A 19,420-nucleotide genomic window follows, 5' to 3' on the forward strand; every position below is an offset into this window, starting at 1 on the left:
ATGTCTGTCACTTTTGCCGCTGCTGTATCTTCATTCTGGTTTGATAGCATCAATAGCGATACTGCTATTAGGGTCAGCAAAATAAGTCGACATCAAAATACAGGCAGAGATATCATCAATGGGGTCGCGCTCATGTTTGATCCAGCCATTCTCCCATGCTATTTCTCTGGCGGCGACAGACGTCAAGCGCTCATCACATAGAGACACCGTCACAGGCAAATGCTGCTCCATGATTCTATGTGCCAAGCGACGGGCAAACTTGTGCGCACGCTTAGACAGCATGGAACTGCTGCCATCCATGTTCAGTGGCAAACCAACCACCACTCTTGCCACGCCCCACACTTTGATAATACCCAGTAAATTATCCCAGTCTGGCTGACCATTATCCATGGCCAAAATATCAAAGGCACGCGCGGTCTCGGTAACGGTATTGCCTAAAGCCATACCCATCTTTTTAACGCCGTAATCCAGAGCTAAAATAAGATGCGGTTTGACGGTTGATTCAGAAATGCTGTCATCAATCGCTTCTACGGCATCTTTTATAAGCGTGCTATCTACCATAATAAGGGAAGTTTCCTATCGTTGAGTGTGTTATTAAGCTTGGAAGATTAAGCATGACCAATATCACTGCTCAAATAATCAAAATTCACACCAATTTTGTCAGCGGCGATTTGCCAACGCTCTTCAAAGGGCGTATCAAACAATAAGTTCAAATCAGCGGGACAGACCAACCAATCGCCATTGCCCAGCTCTTTTTCCAGCTGTTTTTTGCCCCAACTGGCATGTCCCAAGCACAACTGATAATGACCCACGCCTTGACCGGCTGCAATACGTTTGAGAATGTCTTGGCTGGTGGTAATACAGACGTTTTCTGAAATGGCAAAAGAAGACGCCCACTCCGGTTGTCCTGTATGCAATACAAACCCCACCTCTGGATACATGGGGCCACCTTCTAATGCCAAGTCTTCCATCACTTGGCGGTTAGTCACTTCAATATCCAAGTCTTCCAAGAGTTTACCGACGCGCGCTTGCTCTAATGGACGATTGACCATAAGACCAAGTGCGCCATATTTATCATGACGACAAATATAGATTAAAGCCTGTGCAAACCTTGGATCTGATAGCTCTGGCGCCGCAATTAAGAAATGATGGGTCAAATTGGCTTTAGACATAAAAAAACACGTAACCTAAATAAAGGTGAGAGACCACTATATGGCGATAATGAGGTAAAAATCAACCAAAGTTGTTGTTTATCAACGCCTAGTCAAGAATTGAGAGTCGCTTGTTTTTACTTAACATCGGTCAACAAACTACGCGCATGTTCGCGCGTCACATCAGTGATGGTCACGCCGCCCGACATACGTGCCAACTCATCCACTTGCGCATGACCTGTCACGATGAGCAGCTCGCTTTCTGTCTGTTCTTGATGATGTTTTTGTACCAAGATATGCTGATGGGCTTGTGCGGCGACTTGGGCTTGGTGAGTGATGGCGAGCAATTGCTGCGTCTGTCCAAGTGCGCGTAATAGCTCACCGACCACTTGTGCGGTGCCGCCACTGATACCGACATCGACCTCATCGAATACCAACATCGGCTTGGCGGCATTGTTATCAGCACTGGTTGCTTGCAATACTTGCATCACAAGCGCCATACGCGACAGCTCACCGCCTGAGGCGATTTTATGTAGTGGCTGCATGGGCATACCCACATTGGCACTAAACAACAAGTCAATATCAAAGCAGCCTTGTGCATTATATTGGCTGGTTTCTACTTTTTTGGTAAACACAAACTCGCAGCGAGCATTGGGCAAGGCAAGAGGCTGTAGTTGCTCAATCAGCTGTTTACTCACCATGGGTGCAGCTTTCGTTCGCGCTTTATTCAATTGTGTGGCAAATGCCAAATACGCTTGCCATGCTTGTTCGATTTGCGACGCCATGGCATCACTGCTTGGCTCATTTTCCAATTGATCTAATTGTTCTTGCCAGCCTTTTGCTTCATGAACCAATTCACCAGCGGGCAAATTGTGCTTGCGTGATAAGCGGTGACCTAAGCTTATTAAACTGTCTAGCGTTTGCAGGCGCTCAGGGTCAGGCAATTGTTGTTCTGCATAATCCGACAGTAACGCAGTCACTTCTGTAATTTGCTGCTGTGCCAAATGCAATTGCTCAGAGGCTTGCTCAAACGTTTGGCTGACACCCACTTGGTGGTCACAGATTTTGATCGCTTGACCCAGCAAGGTCATGACATCTGGCTCATCGGTATCATTGTCCAATAAATGCAAACCATGACTGGCCTCGGTCATTAGCGCTTCGATATTAGATAGCTCTTCGTGCTCCGCCTCGACATCTGCATAGTCGACCGCCAGCAAGGGCGCTATGTCTGCCAGCTGGTTTTGCAAAAGCTGAATACGATCTTGACGCTGGGATTCGCGGCTAGCGATATCATCGGCGCGGCGTTTGAGCTGCTGATACTGCTGATAGCTATTTGCTGTTTGTATGGCAAGAGGCGTGGTTTGCGCCATCTCATCTAACCATTGCACCACAAATTGCGGCTTTAATAAGGCCTGCTGAGCATGTTGGCTATGAATATTGACCAGTAATGCACCCAAGCTTTTTAATTCAGCGAGACTCACTGGTGTACCGTTTAACCAGGCTTTTGAGCGCCCTGTATTGCTTAGTTGACGACGAATCAATACTTCAGGCTCTTCTAGTAGCCGCTCGTTTTTTACAAACCACTCGGCAACGACAGGATTGCTTTCTACATCAAACTGCGCATAGATATCTGCATGCGCTGCGCCATGTCTGACCATGGCACTGTCTGCGCGCTCACCGATACATAAGGACAAAGCATCAAGTAATAGCGACTTGCCAGCGCCCGTCTCACCGGTGATGACATTAAAGCCACAAGCCACGTTTAGCTCATGTTGAGCGATCAACGCAAACTGATGTAAAGTTAATGATACTAGCATCAACGCCTCTCATGACAGATTGAAAGCTTTATATAGGCTCAAAAATCATGTCTAAAATAGGATAAAAAAAGAATAAATAGGTTCAGCTAACAGCGCGAATAGATAAGTGTGATTGGCAAATATTATGGTGTTAAATGTCTTTAAATACAAATATTAAAGCCAGTAAATCTAATAAATGGGTCTGGCAAGACTACCACAAAATCGGTGGAGGTTGACTATGTGTGGTCTTTCTTTTTCTTATAATACTGATGATAAAGGTGTGCCCTTTGGCCAAATAGAGCCTGTCAAAGTAAACGTCTCAAATCAATGAAAGTGGCTAACTGTAATCACGAAAGTAGCGAGGAATAAAGAAGTGTGACAGCATCATGATCCGCCTAGCCAAGAGAATTTACCTGCCGCTGTAACAAACTTTATAGAGATAATGTGGTAGCATAATCTCACATAATGATAAACTCTGACTATGGGTTCCATCCACTCTTTATCATGTTGCAAGTCATGGTTTCGTAAAATTAGAGGCTTATAGTAAAAGAACAGAGAACTCAGTGATGATGTCAAAATATTTTTATAGAACCTGCTCCTATAGTTAGCGGGCAGGTCTTTACCGTAATACAATCCAGCATTTAAGATTGAGCGCTTCTTCAAAAACGCCCACACTAGCTGACTCAACTCAGTTACTTATTTTTTAGTTTTATAATAATTATTTGATAAGGAAGCCACTATGACAGCGGCGCAATTTACTAATGTAACCGTCAATGCCCACGCAACCGTCTCTTACGATGGACGCTGTTCAAGCCATACCATTATGTTTGAAGATGGGCGCCATAAAACGCTAGGCGTGATCTTGCCTTGTGACAACTTGGTTGACCACTATCACTTTAGTACCAATACCTCTGAGCGTATCGAAATCACTAGCGGTGAGTGTGAAGTCAAAATAAACGGTGATGAAGAATTCAGCTACTACCGTGCAGGTCAATCATTCGTGGTTGAAGGCAACAGCGGTTTTAATCTGCGTACCGAAGAGATTGTTCAGTATGTTTGCCACTTAGAAGGCTAATCGACAGCCAGATGAATGTCACGATAAGGTGACCTATCACGCTGTGCAGAGAGGATTCAAAAAATAAACAATATCGGATTGGTATTGTTTATTTCTTTTTTGGCCAGTATTAATAATAGCCAACCATTGATTGACTGGTACAATTGGGCCATATATCCTTTTTTATCTTGTCGCAATATGCGATACCCACTAATATTTATAGTAGGCCTATTATGGCAAAACCCATTTATTTTTATGGCATTCACGCGATTGATGCCTTACTTGAACACCGTCCGCTTGATGGACTTAGCCTGTTTGTACAGCAGGGGCGTGAGAGTGACAGCCATGTGCAAGCGATCATGGCGCAAGCGCGCGACAATGGTATTAGTATCCAAACCGCACAAAAAGACAAGCTAACGCAATTGTGTGATAGCCCGCAACATCAAGGCGTTGTATTGCATGCCCGTCCATTGGGCTTCGCTGATGAAGGCTTACTGGACACGATTGCTGGACGTGATCAGTGCTTGTTATTGGTGCTCGATCAAATCACGGATGCCCATAATTTTGGTGCTTGTTTGCGTACCGCTGTGGCGATGGGCGTGGACGCCGTTGTTTGTCCTAAACATCATGCCGCAAGCCTAACACCAACCGTTGCCAAAGTCTCAGTTGGCGCGGCCGAAATGATGCCGATCATCAGTGTGACCAATTTGGCGCGTGCGTTGTCACAGATTAAAAATGCAGGGGTATTTGTTTTTGGGACTGCCCTTAATGCAGATGCCAAACCATTACATGCTGCTGATTTGACAGGTAAGACAGCGATTATTATGGGCTCAGAAGGGGAAGGGATGCGTCGTTTAACCACAGAAAGCTGTGATGAGCTGGTTTACATCCCGATGTCAGGCAATGAGCATGGCAACTTGCAAAGCTTGAATGTCAGTGTTGCCACTGGTATGGCACTGTATGAGGTCAATCGGCAGCGTACTTTAGCTGCTGGGCAAGCGTAAGATATTGTTGATGTAAGGGCTCAAGCTTGACGTAAAGAGAAGCCAAATCACTTTCATTGAGAATGACATGATCTGCATGGCGATTGCGCTCTTCTCGGCTAAGCTGATTGGTCATAATGGCTTTGATCTTTTGTACACTTTGCTCATCACGTCGGCTGGCGCGTGCCAGCTGAGTCTCCTCAGTGGCATCCATCACTAAGATGCGCTGACATAAATTGGCCAGTCCAGCCTCTGCGCCTTCAATAAGCAGGGGCGCTGACAACACCACATAAGGCGATGTACTGGCGGCCAGTTGCAGCTTTGCGGCCTCACGTATCGCTGGATGCGTGATCGCCTCTAGCTCAATAAGTGCTTCAGGGTACGTAAATACGTGTGTTCTGACCGCCGCTCTGTCCATTGTGCCGTCACTGTTCAATACCCAATCACCAAATTTTTTCTGAATCTTGCGTAAGGTTGGGCTGCCTTTAGCGGCTACTTCATGAGCAATGACATCTGCATCAATGATATCGATACCTTGCTCAGCAAACCAAGCACTGGCAGCAGACTTGCCACTACCGATGCCACCCGTCAAACCGACTACTAGCGTCTTGTTTTTGGTTGGCAGGTTTTGTGATTGATGCGAATAAAGGGTCGTCTGTTTTGACATAATGGTGACTTATCTGACTGATATAATGAGGATGGCAGTGACTTATTAATAATCACACCTCAAGGCCAAATGGCCTTTAAAGGTTGATAATAATTAAAAATGACTGCCGACAATTGGCTAAAAGAGTTTGTTAAGTATACATGCCAAGATACCAGCTGACGATATCTGAACCATATAATAACGCAACGATTCCCGCAATAGCGATATAAGGCCCAAAAGCGAACGGCCGGCTCTCACCCTGTTTTTTCATCAAGATCAATCCAACGATAGATCCCAATAAGGAAGACAACAATATAATGAGCGGTAACATTAGTGGCCCAAGCCAAGCACCCAGTACGGCCAGTAATTTAAAGTCTCCTTGGCCCATGCCGTGCTTTTTGGTAATAAGATAAAAAATCTTAACCACTATCCACAATGACAAAAATCCAAGCAATAAGCCCCAGATGGACTGAGTAGGGGAGACAAACCAACCTTGTGAGTTGACGGCCAATCCCAAACCTGCCAATGGAAAGGTTAGACGGTCGGGCAATAGCTGGGTATCAAAATCAATGCCTGTTAAAGCGACGAGCGTCCATACCAAGATTAATGCGGACAACCCAGTAGCATTGACCCCAAATTTGTAAATTACTAATACCGATAGTAGGGCAGTAACCAACTCAACCAAAGGATAGCGCAGATTAATCGAAGCTTTGCAGTCTGAACAACGACCGCGCAACACCAACCAACTGATTAAAGGGATGTTTTCATACCATTTAATTTTATGAGCACAATGAGGGCAGCGTGAGGCTGGTCGACTCAAGGTAATGGGTTGGTCATTTGCGACAATATTTGTCAAAGGTTGCGTATGTTCACGTGGCATATCGACCTGATCAGAGATGAACTGACTACATTCTTGTCGCCAGTCATAGATCATTATTAGTGGAATACGGTGAATAACCACATTCAAAAAACTGCCAACACAAAGACCCAATAAACCAAATACGAGTAAAGCTAGGGTCATATTGTCTTGTAGTAACTGTATAAATTGCATCAAATCGTTATCCTACCACTGAACCCATTTGGAAGATTGGCAAGTACATTGCAATGACCAACCCTCCTACTAAAACCCCTAACACTGCCATAATGAGTGGCTCCATCAGACTGGTTAAGCCATCTACGGCATTGTCGACTTCGTTCTCGTAGTAGACAGCCACTTTATCAAGCATCTCTTCTAAACTACCTGATTCTTCTCCAATACCGACCATTTGGATGACCAAACTTGGAAACAGATTGGTCGAGCGTATCGAAAATTGTAGCTGTTGCCCGGTTGATACATCATTTTTAATCTGCTGAATGGCATTATAAAAAACGACATTGTTTGCTGCGCCTGCCGTAGAATCTAATGCATCAATAAGTGGTACACCAGCCGCAAAAGTCGTCGATAGCGTACGAGCGAAACGGGCAATAACCGCTTGATAAGCAATGTTGCCGAATATGGGCGCTTTTAAGGCGGCGCGATCTAAAAAATCACGGAATTTTTTGGAGCGTTTTTTAGCCTCTGAAAAACCAATAATAGCACCACCAATAATAATAATTAAAATAAACCACCAAGACTGCATCCACTCAGACATACCAACCACCATTTGTGTAAATGCTGGGAGCTCGGCACCAAAAGATTCAAACAAGCCAGAAAAGACAGGCACTACTTTGATGAGCAAAATCATGGTAACAATAATGGCTACGATAATAACCGCAATCGGATACTTCATGGCCTTCTTAATCTTGGCCTTCAGTAATTCACTCTTTTCTTTATAAGTAGCAACCCGCTCCAGCATGGTCTCAAGCGCCCCTGATTGTTCACCAGACTCAACGAGCGAACAAAAAAGGTCGTCAAAATAGCGCGGATGTTTACGTAAGGCAGAAGCAAAGGTGCCCCCTGCCTCGATATCCGCCTTTATCTGTAATACCAACTCTTTCATGCTCGGATTGTCTAGTGAGTCAGCCACAATTTCAAAAGACTGGGTCAGTGGTACACCCGCTTTCATCATGGTTGCTAGCTGCCGTGCAAAAATAGCAATATCAATGGCTTTGATAGACTTTTTAAAGGTATATAGGGGTTTGGGTTTTTTCTTAATCCCTTTGACGGTAATGCCTTGTTTACGCAATGTGGCTTTTGCTAGCTCTAAACTACGACTGGTGGTCTCGCCTTTTACTTTTTGTCCGCGCCGGTTCACTCCATCATAGACAAAGTCTAACAGCATATCGGTCTTAGCTTTTGCCATATTATTATCCTTAAAAATTGTCTGATGAAGTATCAAGAAGTAAAACAGTGCTTAGCTCACACTTTTAATTTTACCTACTGCATTTTAGCGCAAAAAACCAGACCTTATCTGTTTTATTTTTAAGCGGTTAAAGTCATTGTTACTTGCTAATAGCTGTTATATAAGTAACAAACCCAAAATATAAAAGAGGCTACTCATAAATATGTGAAACTTTACCCTTATTCCGAGGTTACTCGCATCATTTCTTGGATACTGGTGACCCCTTGTAAAACCTTTAAAACACCTGAGCGGCGCAGATCTCGGAAACCATTTTTGAGTGCCGCATCTTTGATATCTATCGCATTTCCATCTTCCATAATAATGCGTGAAATATCAGGTGTGACTTTCATGACTTCATAAATACCGACACGTCCTTTATAGCCTTCACGGCACTCATTACAACCTACTGGTTCATAAATGATATTATCTGGATTGTCTAAATCCACATCCTTAAATCCAAGCTCAAGTAGGCTTTGGCGAGGGATATTGATAGGCTTTTTACAGTTTTTGCATAGACGTCGTGCCAAGCGCTGAGCGATAACCAAGTTGACGGAAGTAGCGATATTGAAAGAAGCCACACCCATGTTACGCAGACGGGTCAATGTTTCAGGAGCGGAATTGGTGTGCAAGGTTGAGAGTACCATGTGACCCGTCTGAGCGGCTTTAATGGCAATCTCTGCCGTTTCAAGGTCACGAATCTCCCCAACCATCACAATATCAGGATCTTGGCGCAAAAAGGACTTAAGGGCGTTAGCAAAGGTCAACCCCACTTTGGGATTGACGTTAACCTGATTGATACCCTCTAAATTGATCTCGACAGGGTCTTCAGCAGTTGAGATATTGGTCGCGCCTGTATTTAATATATTGATACCTGTATATAATGAAACAGTTTTACCGGAACCCGTAGGACCAGTAATCAATAGCATGCCTTGCGGCTTATGCAGCGCTTCTAAGAACATCTCTTTTTGATCTGGCTCATAACCCAAGGCTTCAATACCTAGCATGGCTGAAGAAGGATCCAAAATACGCAGAACGATTTTTTCACCGAACAGTGTTGGTAAAGAGTTCACACGAAAATCAATGGCTTTACTTTTAGATATTTTAAGTTTAATACGTCCATCTTGTGGCACACGGCGCTCTGAGATGTCCATCTGTGACATGACCTTTAAGCGCGCTGCGATTTTTCCTGCCAGCTGTACGGGCGGATTAGACATTTTCTGCATCACGCCATCGACACGAAAGCGAACACGATACGTTTTTTCATAGGGCTCAAAATGCAAATCAGAGGCGCCCATACGAATGGCATCCACCAGCATTTTATTGACAAACTTTACCACAGGGGCCTCATCCACGCTGTCTGTAAGTTTGACTTCACCTTCTTCTTCGTTTTCTTCAAAACCAACGTTTAGATCACTGTCAGAGAAGCTATCGAAACTTTGCATAGTATCAGCATAAATTTTTTCGATATGCCTTTTAAGCTTGTCTTCTTCGACGACAATGGTTTCAATAGAAAGTCGAGAGTTAAAGGCGATGGCATCAATCGCATCGACACGGGTTGGGTCACTTAACGCAATAAATAAACGCTGTCCTCGCTTAAAGAGTGGCAAGGCATTAAATTTACGGACGATTTTTTCGTCCACCAAATCTCTTGGAATGACATCAAGATTGAGCGCATCTAAATCGAATAAAGGATCGCCAAAGGCCTGTGACAGCATCTGAGCAAGGTGGGACGCGTCGGCCAGTTTGTTGTCTACCAGATACGGCACTAATCCTATTTGCTGCTGCTGAGATTCGGTTTGCGCCGTTTTCATATTCGCTTCGCTAACGACACCTTCACTGATTAGCTGCTGCGCCAACCCGCCATATTTACTCGTTGTGACAGACATTACGACTTCTCCTTGATACCAAGTACTCAGCATACTTATCCAAAATTCACAGACTATTTATAGTGATAGTTGCTTATAGATATCTTTTCTGAAGGTGTATTTTCTGAGTCAGCAAAACGTTACTTTCGCAAAAGATCTCGCTATCCTTACCTTTTATTAATAGTCTATATTTTTGGTCGTGCACGCTATAAGCATTTCAATGAATTAAGTTTTTGATAATATTGCGTTATTTATGAATGTTATACTATTAAAGATTTGCTTCAGTTTAAAGGCTTTATATACACTATATAACCTGTCGCACGCAAAGAATCCTTACGGGTATCAGGTTGGTTGAATCGGTACTTCAAGTGTCTTTCCATTTCTGGCGATGGCATACTATAGCACTTGTTAATTATTTGTTATACTGGCGCGCATATTAGCCGAATTGGCATGAATACATGAGACAAGGTAGATGAGTATGCAAGCTTGGGTAATTGGCAACTGGAAACAAAATCCAGCAACGAACCACGACGTGAATGCACTGTTGAACGACTTACTGGCTGTGACCGATGCACAAGCTGATACGACGCCAGTGACAAGTCGTTTCCAATTGATGGTGGCACCAAGCTGTATTCATTTGGCGGCCGTTAGTGCGCGTTTGAAAGGCAGTACCATACAATGTGCTGCGCAAGATATTAGCCAACATAGTGCGAGTACAGGCGCATACACAGGCGATTGTTCAGCGCAACAAGTGGCAGATGCTGGGGCAACTTGGACAATACTGGGTCACTCTGAGCGCCGTCAATACCATAAAGAATCTCACGATACCTTAATCAAAAAGCTGACTCATGCCTTTGCAAAAAACCTAGGCGTGGTTTTCTGTATTGGTGAGACTCAAACTCAGTATGATGATCAGCAAACCTTAAACGTCATCAATGATCAGTTGTCAGTGCTCAAAGATTTACTTACCCAGCAGCCAGAACTCCTCTTATCGTTGTCTGAGCGCTTAATTGTCGCTTATGAGCCAGTATGGGCAATTGGTACTGGAAAAGTGCCAACGGTAGAAGAAGTCAGCAAAACGCATCAGTATATAAAACAAACGATTGCCAGTTTTGCCAAAACAGTAGACAACATGACCGTGTTGTATGGCGGTAGCGTAAATGCCAGCAACGCTGATAGCTTCGCTGCTGATGCTATGATTGATGGCGCATTGGTTGGTGGTGCTTCTTTAAAAGCTGAGAGTTTTTTAGCCATTGCTAATGCTTTTAGCCATACCCACACATAATACTCTGAACAAAGCTTGGCGCAGGCATTGCTAACTTGCCCAAAAAGTATCTTTTTTAGTTGAAAAAAGTAGGTTTAACAGTGCCCTTGCAATCGTGTACAATGCGCCTTATTTATAAAAATGATTTGGCATCAACATATATTGATCGCTACCCCTATTAAAGTTAAGATTTATTTTCCGTTATTAGTCGTCATCACACGGCAAAAGAGGACACCATGTTTACGTTTATATTAGCCCTGCACATCATCGTGGCCATTGCCATGATCGGCTTGATTTTGATACAGCATGGTAAAGGGGCAGATGCTGGAGCTTCTTTTGGTGCTGGCTCATCGGGTACCGTATTTGGTGCAGCGGGAACGGCCAACTTTTTGACTCGTGCAACCGCCGTGCTTACCGTCATCTTTTTCATCACCAGTATGACCTTAGCTGTCCATGCTCGTAAACAGGCGGAAGATCAGTTTCGTTTAGATGCACCAGTTTCAGCGCCACAAACACCGCGCCCGTTGACACAAAATCCGCAATAAAAGGATTTTAAACAAGCAGCCCTTGCTATTTTGCTACGTTAGATTTACAATGCTTTTCTGTTTTTACAGGTCCTTTTCTATCAACGCCTACCTTAAGCGTTATTGATGATAGGTTTGAGACTAAAAGACAGAGTAATAAGAAAGATGCGATTGTGGTGGAATTGGTAGACACGCCATCTTGAGGGGGTGGTGGCGCAAGCTGTGGGGGTTCAAGTCCCCCCAATCGCACCAAGTTTTTATTACGCAGCACAGCGTAAGGTTGTTTTTATAAATAGTCATTTGGTTCATTTAAATTTATTTTAAAATAAACATTGACACTTCTATAAAACCTCCCTATAATGTGCGTTCTAGATTGATGCGGGGTGGAGCAGTCTGGTAGCTCGTCGGGCTCATAACCCGAAGGTCGTTGGTTCAAATCCAGCCCCCGCTACCACTTTTTATACTGATGTTTTGTACACTAAACTTGTCAGTAACGATTAGCCCACCATTATGTTTGTGGGTTTTTTTGTATCTGATGGTCAGTGTTATCGCGGTATCTATCCTACTTGTGCTAAGCTCTAGGTCTATAGAGTAAAATACTCTTCGTCACTTACCGCTACTAACGCGATTTTTCTTAAGCGACACTATCTGCTATTCCTTACTCTTTTATCGATAGTATTGCTTTATGAATCATAAAAGCATTGTCTGACTGAGCTTGATGTTTTCTGTGCTCGTCCCTATATAAATGCATAGCATACGAAGATTATGGTTTAAAATACAGTATCATCTATGATGCTGACGAGTAAGAAATACATTAAAATTTTGAGACGGTTTATCAAGTACGATAGATGAGTGAATAGGAAAATACAAAGAGATTATGAAGCTTTCGACCAAAGTTGCAGAACTGACCAATATTATTGCTCCAGCAGTGGCCGCTTGTGATGTGGCACTATGGGGTATAGAATTCGCGCCACAAGGCCGTCGTTCTTTGTTGCGTATTTATATTGAGGCATTGCCAGAAGAGCAAGCTCAAGATAAGCATGTCACGATTGAAGATTGCGCTGCGGTAAACCATCAAGTGAGCGGTATTCTTGAGGTTCATGATCCTATTGCTGGTGAATATATTTTAGAAGTATCATCGCCAGGGTTCGACCGTGCGTTTTTCTCAGACGAACAAATGCATGCGTATGTTGGTCAAAAAGTGAGCCTACGTCTGATTCAGGCTATTGGTGAAGGCGATCAAAAACGCCGTAAAGCAACAGGTACTTTAGATAGTATCGATGCAAACGTTTTGACACTCACATCAAATGATGGTGAGCAGTTCGAAATTGCCCTAAGTAACATAGATAAAGCCAATTTGATCTATGAAGATGCATAATCTATTGAGAGGTTGCATTTAAGGACATTCTTAAATGAATACAATAGGCTATATAGGTTACGAGAAATAAGAAGATTATTCTCCAAACACATCTCTTTAATTAAATAATAGCTTGCGGTAAAACCATACTATTGATACACAAATTATAAAATTTAAGTCAATTAAAAAATGATAGGACAGGTATAGCATGAGTCGTGAAATCTTAACGGTAGTAGAAACTGTCAGTAATGAAAAGGGCTTAAATCCTGAAGATATCTTCGAAGCCATAGAAGACGCTTTGGTGGTATCGACTAAGAAAAAAGTCTACACCGAACAGCCAGAAGTGGCTGTACGCGTTGCTATTGACCGTGCAACAGGTGACTATGATACGTATCGTTACTGGACAGTGGTTGCAGATGAAGACCATGAAATGCCTGCCTGCCAGTTAGCTATCAGTGACCTTGATGAAAATGAATGGTCAATCGGTGATGTTAAAGAAGAGCAGATTGAATCCATTGAATTTGGTCGTATTGCTGCGACTCAAGCCAAACAGGTCATCATCCAAAAAATTCGTGAAGCTGAGCGTGCGTTAGTAGCCGATGCTTTTGAACCACGTGTGGGTGAAATGATGTATGGCGAGGTCAAAAAACAGACACGCGATGGTTACATCATTGATTTGGGTGACAATGCAGAAGGCTATTTGTCACGTGATCAGATGTTGCCACGCGAACAGCTACGTGCAAAATCTCGTATCAATGCGATTTTGTACCATGTAAACCGTGAAAATCGCGGTGCACAGCTATTGCTTTCTCGTACACATCCAGAAATGCTTTCAGCATTGATGCAAAAAGAAGTACCTGAGATTGCAGAACAAATTATCGAAATTCGTCATGTTGCTCGCTTGCCAGGTACACGTGCCAAAATCGCAGTAAAAACAAACGATCATCGTATTGATCCAGTTGGCGCTTGTATTGGTATGCGTGGTACGCGTATCCAAGCAGTACAGCAAGAGCTTGATGGTGAGCGCATTGATGTGGTCGTTTGGTCAGATGATCCTGCCCAATTTATCATCAGCGCTTTAGAGCCAGCTGACGTTAGCAGTATCATCCTGGATGAAGACACTCAAACAGCTGACATTATCTTTAGCACCAATGATCAGTTGGCGCGTGCGATTGGCTCACAAGGCCAGAACGTACGTTTGGCTTCTGAGTTGACAGGCTATAAGCTAAATATGATGCTAGAAGAAGAGTATCAGCAGCGTCAAGAAAATGAATCAAAAGCCTTTATCGAATTGTTCTATGAGCGTTTAGAAGTCGATAAAGACTTGGCACAAGCGCTTGTGGATATTGGTTTTACCAGTATCGAAGAAGTGGCTTACGTACCTGTTGAGACTTTCTATGATATAGAAGGCCTAGACGATGAAGCGATTGAGATGATTCAAGAGCGTGCGAAAGAAGTGGTCATCGCTGACGAGCTGGTCAAACAACAAAACATGAAAGAGCCAAGTCAAGAACTTCAAGATCTTGAAGGTATGACTGTCAGCTTGGCCTATAAAATGGCACAAAAAGACATTCTTACCGTTGATGACTTGGCAGAACAAGCCGTCTTCGATCTAGAAGATATCGAAGGTTTAGATTCTGAAACCGCAGGAAAACTCATTATGAAGGCTCGGGAATCTTGGTTCAATGAATAAGCGGTAACTGCATATCGCTGTCTTTTAGTGATATGCTATCGAAATAAAGCGCTGGTATGTAATATAAATACTGGCCTTACCCCAATCATTTGTAGCCAACAACTGAATTGAACATATAGCAAATAATAGACAGTAGGTGATAATAAATGGCAGATAAGACCGTCAAAGAACTGGCAGATATGGTAGGCAAAACGCCAAGCGCTGTAAAACAGCAATTGGTAGATGCTGGACTGCCTGCTCGTGCAGAAAGTGACCTAGTCACTGAGCTTGAGCAAGAGAAGTTGGTGACGTATTTAAAGCAAAGTCATGGTCAGCAAGAAAAGCGTCGTATCAGTCTGAAATCTAAGACGACTAGCACTGCGCGTGTGACCGGCTCTTCAGGAAAATCTAAGAGCGTCAATGTTGAAGTGCGTAAAAAGAAAGTTTTCGAAAAGCCTGATCCAGAAAAGATGGCTGAAGAATTGGCTGCGCGTGAGCAAGCGATGATTGAGTCGCAAGAACGTGCCGCTAAAGAAGCTGAAGAACGTGCGGCTACTAAGAAAAAAGCTGAAGAACGTCAAGCAGCAACCTTAGCAGCAATGCGTGCAAGTTTGGGCTCTAGCAAAAAGTCAGACGATAAGAATGACGATATCTCGACGTCAGTGGTCGTGAAAAAAGGCGGTAAGGCTACGGTAGAAGTTAAGCCAAAAGAGCAACCGAAGAAAAAAGTTGCTGCCACAAAACCTAAAGTTGAAACAGCCACTGAGCGTAAAGCGCGCGAAGCACGTGAGAAAGAGGAAGCTCGTCTGCGTGAAATCGAGACTGAAACACGCCGCGTTCAAGCCGAAGAAGCACAAAAACGTACGCTTGAGCAGATGCGTAAAATGGCTGGCAAATATACAGATCAACCAGCTTCTGAAGTTCGTAAAGACGAACCATTAGCAGAAGGTTTGGTAGGCGATGCTTTAGAAGAATCGTTTGAAAAAGAACGCCGCGAAATCAAGCGTGGCACCAGTAGTACTAGTGCACGTGGTCGTGGTCGTCGTAAGAATCAAGACGAGCGCGAGATCAAAAACCGCAAAAATGGTTTGCGTTCAACACAAGCATCACAGCATAAGTTTGAAAAACCAGTCGAAAAAATTGTCTATGATGTTGAAATTAGCGAGCACATTACCGTTGCCGATCTTGCTCAACGTATGGCAGTGAAAGCTCGTGAAGTCACCAAATTGCTTATGAAAATGGGTGAAATGGCTCGTGAATCAGATATGATTGACCAAGCCACAGCAAGTTTGCTTGTTGAAGAAATGGGTCACAATCCAGTACCTGTTAGTGATACGAAGGTGGAAGACGATCTGCAAGACGCAGTTGATGAGCGTAGCAGTAACGTACAAACACGTCCGCCAGTCGTGACTATTATGGGTCACGTTGATCATGGTAAAACATCATTACTAGACAAAATTCGCGAAACGAAAGTGGCAACGGGCGAAGCAGGTGGTATTACCCAGCATATTGGTGCTTACCATGTAAAAACTGATCGTGGCGTTATTACTTTCCTTGATACGCCAGGTCACGCAGCTTTTAGTGCGATGCGTTCACGTGGTGCTCAAGCGACTGATATCGTTGTATTGGTTGTTGCAGCTGACGATGGCATGATGCCGCAAACCGCAGAAGCCATTGATCATGCACGTGCTGCTGGTACACCAATTATTGTCGCTATTAACAAAATGGATAAGCCAAGTGCCGATCCTGACCGTGTTCTTAATGAGTTGACCACAAAAGAAGTGGTTTCAGAGGAATGGGGCGGTGACACACCAATGGCTCGTATCTCTGCCAAAACTGGTGAAGGTATTGATGAGTTGTTAGAATTCATTAGCTTGCAAGCTGAGCTTATGGAGCTAGAAGCCCCACTAGATGGTGCTGCTCAAGGTGTTGTTATTGAGTCAAGACTTGAGAAAGGTCGTGGTCCAGTGGTTAGTGTCCTTGTTAAGAAAGGCACACTGAAGCAAGGCGATTTGGTGTTAGCGGGTGAGCATTATGGTAAAGTCCGTGCAATGACGGATGAGAATGGTCAACGTATCAAATCTGCGGGTCCTTCTATTCCTGTTGAGATCTTAGGTTTGCCTGAAACGCCAGCTGCTGGTAGCGAATTCCTAGTAGTGACAGATGAGAAAAAAGCACGTGAAGTGGCTGACTTTAGAACCAATCGTGAGCGTGAGCGTCAACTTGAACGTCAGAATGCGATGCGTTTAGAAAGTATGTTTGACCAGATGGGTCAAGGCGATGTGTCTTTCTTAAATATCGTATTGAAAACAGATGTACGTGGCTCACTCGAAGCATTACTGTCAGCATTGAACGAGCTGTCAACTGATGAGGTCAAGGTCAGAGTCATCAGTTCAGGGGTCGGTCCTATTTCTGAGTCTGATGTTACATTGGCAGAGTCTAGTGAAGCTGTGCTATTGGGCTTCAACGTTCGTGCAGATGCAACTGCACGCCGTAAAGCAGATTCGGCTAACATGGATATTCGCTACTATAGTGTTATCTATGGCTTGATTGATGATGTCAAAGCCGCAATGAGTGGTATGCTTGCTCCTGAACATCGTGAGAAGATTCTTGGCGTTGCAGACGTTCGTGAAGTCTTCCGTTCTAGTAAGTTTGGTGCGGCTGCTGGTTGTATGGTGGTTGAAGGTACAATCTATCGCAACAAACCAATCCGTGTATTGCGTGATGACCAAGTTATCTTTACGGGTCAATTGCAATCATTACGTCGCTATAAAGAAGACGTTAATGAAGTACGTACAGGTATGGAATGTGGTCTGGCTGTTCGTGGCTATGACGTCGAAGCGGGTGATAAGATCGAAGTATTTGAAATCCAAGAGTTCGCTCGTACGATTTAAAGCGACGACTTGATAGTAGGATATCTAGCCATACGATACGCCATATCGGCTAAGTATGTAGATATCCTCTTAACCTCTAGCTGTACTTAGGCCTAACAGGTACACCCTGCTAGGCCTTTTTTAGCAAATAGTTATTATCAAGCGATTAATCAGCAAATGTATTCACAAATAAAATGAGCCATATTAGAGACAAGGTAAAAACATGAACCAACGTTTACAACGCTTAGCCGATCAAATTCAGCGTGAGCTTGCTGTACTTATCCGTGACGAAGTCAATGACCCTCGTCTAACGGGTTTTGTCACTATTTCTAGCGTTAAAGTTAGCCCAGATTTAGGCTACGCTGATATCTACGTCACCATCATGGAGCCTGAGCTTAACGATGCCATGACGAAGACCAATCATGAAGAGAGTATCAAAGTATTAAATAAAGCAGCAGGATTTTTGCGTACTGAGCTAAGCCATAGCCTAAAAACACGCACCACACCGCGCCTGCGTTTTCATTATGATGAAGTCACTGCCCGTGGCAATTACATGATGGATCTAATCAATAAAGCCGTCACTAAGACAGAACAAAATGAGAATGACGAGTAAATAACCCTTATGTCCATACCGATCAAGCAAGCCGATAAAATAAGAGTCTCTGGAGTTGTCTTAGTAGATAAACCTCAAGGGATGACTTCTCAGCAAGTCGTGTCAAAGGTGAAGTATCTGTTTAAGTCGCCAAGTCATGACAGTAAAAAAGCGGGACATACGGGCACGCTTGATCCAATGGCAACCGGTCTATTGCCTATTTGTATGGGCGAGGCTACTAAGTTTAGTCATTATCAATTGGATGCTGACAAGTCTTATCAAGCCACCATATTACTTGGTCGTCAGACCGACACTGGTGACGCCGATGGTAAAATCATTGAACAATCACCTGTACCAACATTTGATGATGTGTCATTGAATAAAGTTGCTCAGCAGTTTTTGGGCGTTCAGCAGCAGATACCACCGATGTATTCTGCTTTGAAAAAAGATGGCAAAAAGCTATACGAGTATGCTCGCGCGGGCATTGAGGTAAAGCGACCGCCAAGAGACATCGTTATCAAGGCCATTGAGATAAAAAAGATTGATAATGAGCAGGTTCAACTGATGGTAACCTGTACCAAAGGTACTTATGTACGTGTATTGGGCGAAGATATTGCCAAAGCAATGGGGACGTTAGGTCATCTGACGACGCTTCGACGTACGCAGGTTGGAAAGTTTACCATTGATGGTGCGATTACGTTATCAGCGTTAGAGGCCATGACACTGGCTAATCGAGAAAAGCGATTGATGCCAGTTGATGCTTGCATTGATATCGACGCCACTTTGCTACTAACATCTGAGCAATGTACGCGTATACATATGGGTCAACGATTAAACGTGTTTGAACAGCTTACAGATGATCTTAAAGGATACATATCAGAGACAGTCAATAAGCAGCTTTTGAGAGATAAAGATGAGGCTCATAAAGAGCAGCAGATTGAGCACGAAATACCCATCGATGTCCGGTTGATCAATGAGGAAGGCGAGTTTCTTGGATTGGGAGCAATCAGTCTAAATGGTCGGTTACAACCCAAAAAGCTGATTCAACGTTGATGGTAGCTTTTGACAGCGCCTTGAGATTAAACCGATTTACTAACAGTTTACACTAATCACATATCGTCACATTTCATTGCAGGTTTCGCCTATAGCGAAACCTGTTTTTTTTGTACATTAGTTACACCAGCTAGGGAGAGCGGATAAAGACAAAAAAATAATAATGAAAAATTATAACGACGATAAATAGAATAATAAGAAACATCAGACGTCACTAAGAAATGAAAAATAACTAAAACGATTGTCGACTATGAAGATGACCAAAGTAG

At 43.5% G+C, this 19,420-nt stretch carries 16 protein-coding genes and 2 tRNA genes; 11 read left to right on the plus strand and 7 right to left on the minus strand.

Features of this window, described 5'->3' with window-relative positions:
• Positions 1-30: 30 nt before the first annotated feature.
• The 3 genes from ruvX to recN all read right to left on the minus strand — a co-directional run bounded on the left by ruvX (position 31) and on the right by recN (position 2,968).
• Entirely contained in the window at positions 31-561 is a 531-nt protein-coding gene (gene ruvX, locus A3K91_RS00360; RefSeq protein ID WP_062843511.1) for a Holliday junction resolvase RuvX, read from the minus strand.
• A 47-nt stretch (positions 562-608) separates the two neighbouring features.
• The gene (locus A3K91_RS00365; protein ID WP_062843512.1) at positions 609-1,172 is read right to left on the minus strand and encodes a YqgE/AlgH family protein; all 564 of its coding nucleotides are present in this window, start codon (positions 1,170-1,172) and stop codon (positions 609-611) included.
• A gap of 116 nt (positions 1,173-1,288) precedes the next feature.
• A complete protein-coding gene (gene recN, locus A3K91_RS00370; protein ID WP_062843513.1) occupies positions 1,289-2,968 on the minus strand; it encodes a DNA repair protein RecN in 1,680 nt (559 codons plus the stop codon).
• 718 nt (positions 2,969-3,686) lie between these two features.
• Here recN and ppnP point away from each other — a divergent pair.
• Complete coding sequence (gene ppnP / locus A3K91_RS00375) at positions 3,687-4,022, plus strand: pyrimidine/purine nucleoside phosphorylase (RefSeq protein WP_062843514.1); 336 nt, start codon at positions 3,687-3,689, stop codon at positions 4,020-4,022.
• A 212-nt stretch (positions 4,023-4,234) separates the two neighbouring features.
• A complete protein-coding gene (gene rlmB / locus A3K91_RS00380; RefSeq protein WP_062843515.1) occupies positions 4,235-5,005 on the plus strand; it encodes a 23S rRNA (guanosine(2251)-2'-O)-methyltransferase RlmB in 771 nt (256 codons plus the stop codon).
• Here the strand turns inward: rlmB and coaE are convergent.
• From coaE to pilB, 4 genes are all read right to left on the minus strand, one after another.
• Entirely contained in the window at positions 4,968-5,651 is a 684-nt protein-coding gene (coaE, locus tag A3K91_RS00385; RefSeq protein ID WP_062843516.1) for a dephospho-CoA kinase, read from the minus strand. The genes rlmB and coaE overlap by 38 nt on opposite strands.
• 130 nt (positions 5,652-5,781) lie before the next feature.
• The gene (locus A3K91_RS00390; protein WP_062843517.1) at positions 5,782-6,681 is read right to left on the minus strand and encodes a prepilin peptidase; all 900 of its coding nucleotides are present in this window, start codon (positions 6,679-6,681) and stop codon (positions 5,782-5,784) included.
• Positions 6,682-6,688: 7 nt separating this feature from the next.
• Entirely contained in the window at positions 6,689-7,912 is a 1,224-nt protein-coding gene (locus A3K91_RS00395; protein WP_062843518.1) for a type II secretion system F family protein, read from the minus strand.
• A gap of 218 nt (positions 7,913-8,130) precedes the next feature.
• Entirely contained in the window at positions 8,131-9,837 is a 1,707-nt protein-coding gene (pilB, locus tag A3K91_RS00400; RefSeq protein WP_062843519.1) for a type IV-A pilus assembly ATPase PilB, read from the minus strand.
• 457 nt (positions 9,838-10,294) lie between these two features.
• Here pilB and tpiA point away from each other — a divergent pair, with 457 nt between their 5' ends.
• From tpiA to truB, 9 genes are all read left to right on the plus strand, one after another.
• Positions 10,295-11,101, plus strand: coding sequence for a triose-phosphate isomerase (gene tpiA / locus A3K91_RS00405; protein WP_062843520.1), 807 nt, complete (start codon positions 10,295-10,297; stop codon positions 11,099-11,101).
• 215 nt (positions 11,102-11,316) lie between these two features.
• A complete protein-coding gene (gene secG, locus A3K91_RS00410; RefSeq protein WP_025652589.1) occupies positions 11,317-11,625 on the plus strand; it encodes a preprotein translocase subunit SecG in 309 nt (102 codons plus the stop codon).
• Positions 11,626-11,771: 146 nt separating this feature from the next.
• A tRNA-Leu gene (locus tag A3K91_RS00415) sits at positions 11,772-11,856 on the plus strand.
• A 125-nt stretch (positions 11,857-11,981) separates the two neighbouring features.
• Positions 11,982-12,058: transfer RNA gene (locus A3K91_RS00420), tRNA-Met, on the plus strand.
• A 423-nt stretch (positions 12,059-12,481) separates the two neighbouring features.
• Positions 12,482-12,982: a ribosome maturation factor RimP gene (gene rimP, locus A3K91_RS00425; RefSeq protein WP_062843521.1), complete on the plus strand. Its 501-nt coding sequence runs from the start codon at positions 12,482-12,484 to the stop codon at positions 12,980-12,982.
• 187 nt (positions 12,983-13,169) lie between these two features.
• Positions 13,170-14,654, plus strand: a complete 1,485-nt coding sequence (gene nusA / locus A3K91_RS00430) for a transcription termination factor NusA (RefSeq protein ID WP_062843522.1) — start codon at positions 13,170-13,172, stop codon at positions 14,652-14,654.
• A gap of 146 nt (positions 14,655-14,800) precedes the next feature.
• Positions 14,801-17,527: a translation initiation factor IF-2 gene (gene infB / locus A3K91_RS00435; RefSeq protein ID WP_062843523.1), complete on the plus strand. Its 2,727-nt coding sequence runs from the start codon at positions 14,801-14,803 to the stop codon at positions 17,525-17,527.
• 202 nt (positions 17,528-17,729) lie between these two features.
• A complete protein-coding gene (locus A3K91_RS00440) occupies positions 17,730-18,119 on the plus strand; it encodes a ribosome-binding factor A (protein WP_062843524.1) in 390 nt (129 codons plus the stop codon).
• 9 nt (positions 18,120-18,128) lie between these two features.
• Positions 18,129-19,151 carry a tRNA pseudouridine(55) synthase TruB gene (truB, locus tag A3K91_RS00445; protein WP_062843525.1) on the plus strand — a complete coding sequence of 341 codons (1,023 nt, stop codon included), beginning with the start codon at positions 18,129-18,131 and terminating at the stop codon, positions 19,149-19,151.
• The last annotated feature ends 269 nt before the right edge of the window (positions 19,152-19,420 follow it).

The organism is Psychrobacter alimentarius (assembly GCF_001606025.1).
GTDB classification, from domain to species: domain Bacteria; phylum Pseudomonadota; class Gammaproteobacteria; order Pseudomonadales; family Moraxellaceae; genus Psychrobacter; species Psychrobacter alimentarius.

Excerpts from the sequence above, each read along its gene's own strand:
- infB (WP_062843523.1), top strand. The coding sequence starts at position 14,801 with ATGGCAGATAAGACCGTCAAAGAACTGGCAGATATGGTAGGCAAAACG.
- A3K91_RS00395 (WP_062843518.1), bottom strand. The coding sequence starts at position 7,912 with ATGGCAAAAGCTAAGACCGATATGCTGTTAGACTTTGTCTATGATGGA.
- tpiA (WP_062843520.1), top strand. The coding sequence starts at position 10,295 with ATGCAAGCTTGGGTAATTGGCAACTGGAAACAAAATCCAGCAACGAAC.
- rimP (WP_062843521.1), top strand. The coding sequence starts at position 12,482 with ATGAAGCTTTCGACCAAAGTTGCAGAACTGACCAATATTATTGCTCCA.
- truB (WP_062843525.1), top strand. The coding sequence starts at position 18,129 with ATGTCCATACCGATCAAGCAAGCCGATAAAATAAGAGTCTCTGGAGTT.
- A3K91_RS00365 (WP_062843512.1), bottom strand. The coding sequence starts at position 1,172 with ATGTCTAAAGCCAATTTGACCCATCATTTCTTAATTGCGGCGCCAGAG.
- ppnP (WP_062843514.1), top strand. The coding sequence starts at position 3,687 with ATGACAGCGGCGCAATTTACTAATGTAACCGTCAATGCCCACGCAACC.
- nusA (WP_062843522.1), top strand. The coding sequence starts at position 13,170 with ATGAGTCGTGAAATCTTAACGGTAGTAGAAACTGTCAGTAATGAAAAG.
- rlmB (WP_062843515.1), top strand. The coding sequence starts at position 4,235 with ATGGCAAAACCCATTTATTTTTATGGCATTCACGCGATTGATGCCTTA.
- ruvX (WP_062843511.1), bottom strand. The coding sequence starts at position 561 with ATGGTAGATAGCACGCTTATAAAAGATGCCGTAGAAGCGATTGATGAC.
- secG (WP_025652589.1), top strand. The coding sequence starts at position 11,317 with ATGTTTACGTTTATATTAGCCCTGCACATCATCGTGGCCATTGCCATG.
- recN (WP_062843513.1), bottom strand. The coding sequence starts at position 2,968 with ATGCTAGTATCATTAACTTTACATCAGTTTGCGTTGATCGCTCAACAT.
- coaE (WP_062843516.1), bottom strand. The coding sequence starts at position 5,651 with ATGTCAAAACAGACGACCCTTTATTCGCATCAATCACAAAACCTGCCA.
- A3K91_RS00390 (WP_062843517.1), bottom strand. The coding sequence starts at position 6,681 with ATGCAATTTATACAGTTACTACAAGACAATATGACCCTAGCTTTACTC.
- A3K91_RS00440 (WP_062843524.1), top strand. The coding sequence starts at position 17,730 with ATGAACCAACGTTTACAACGCTTAGCCGATCAAATTCAGCGTGAGCTT.
- pilB (WP_062843519.1), bottom strand. The coding sequence starts at position 9,837 with ATGTCTGTCACAACGAGTAAATATGGCGGGTTGGCGCAGCAGCTAATC.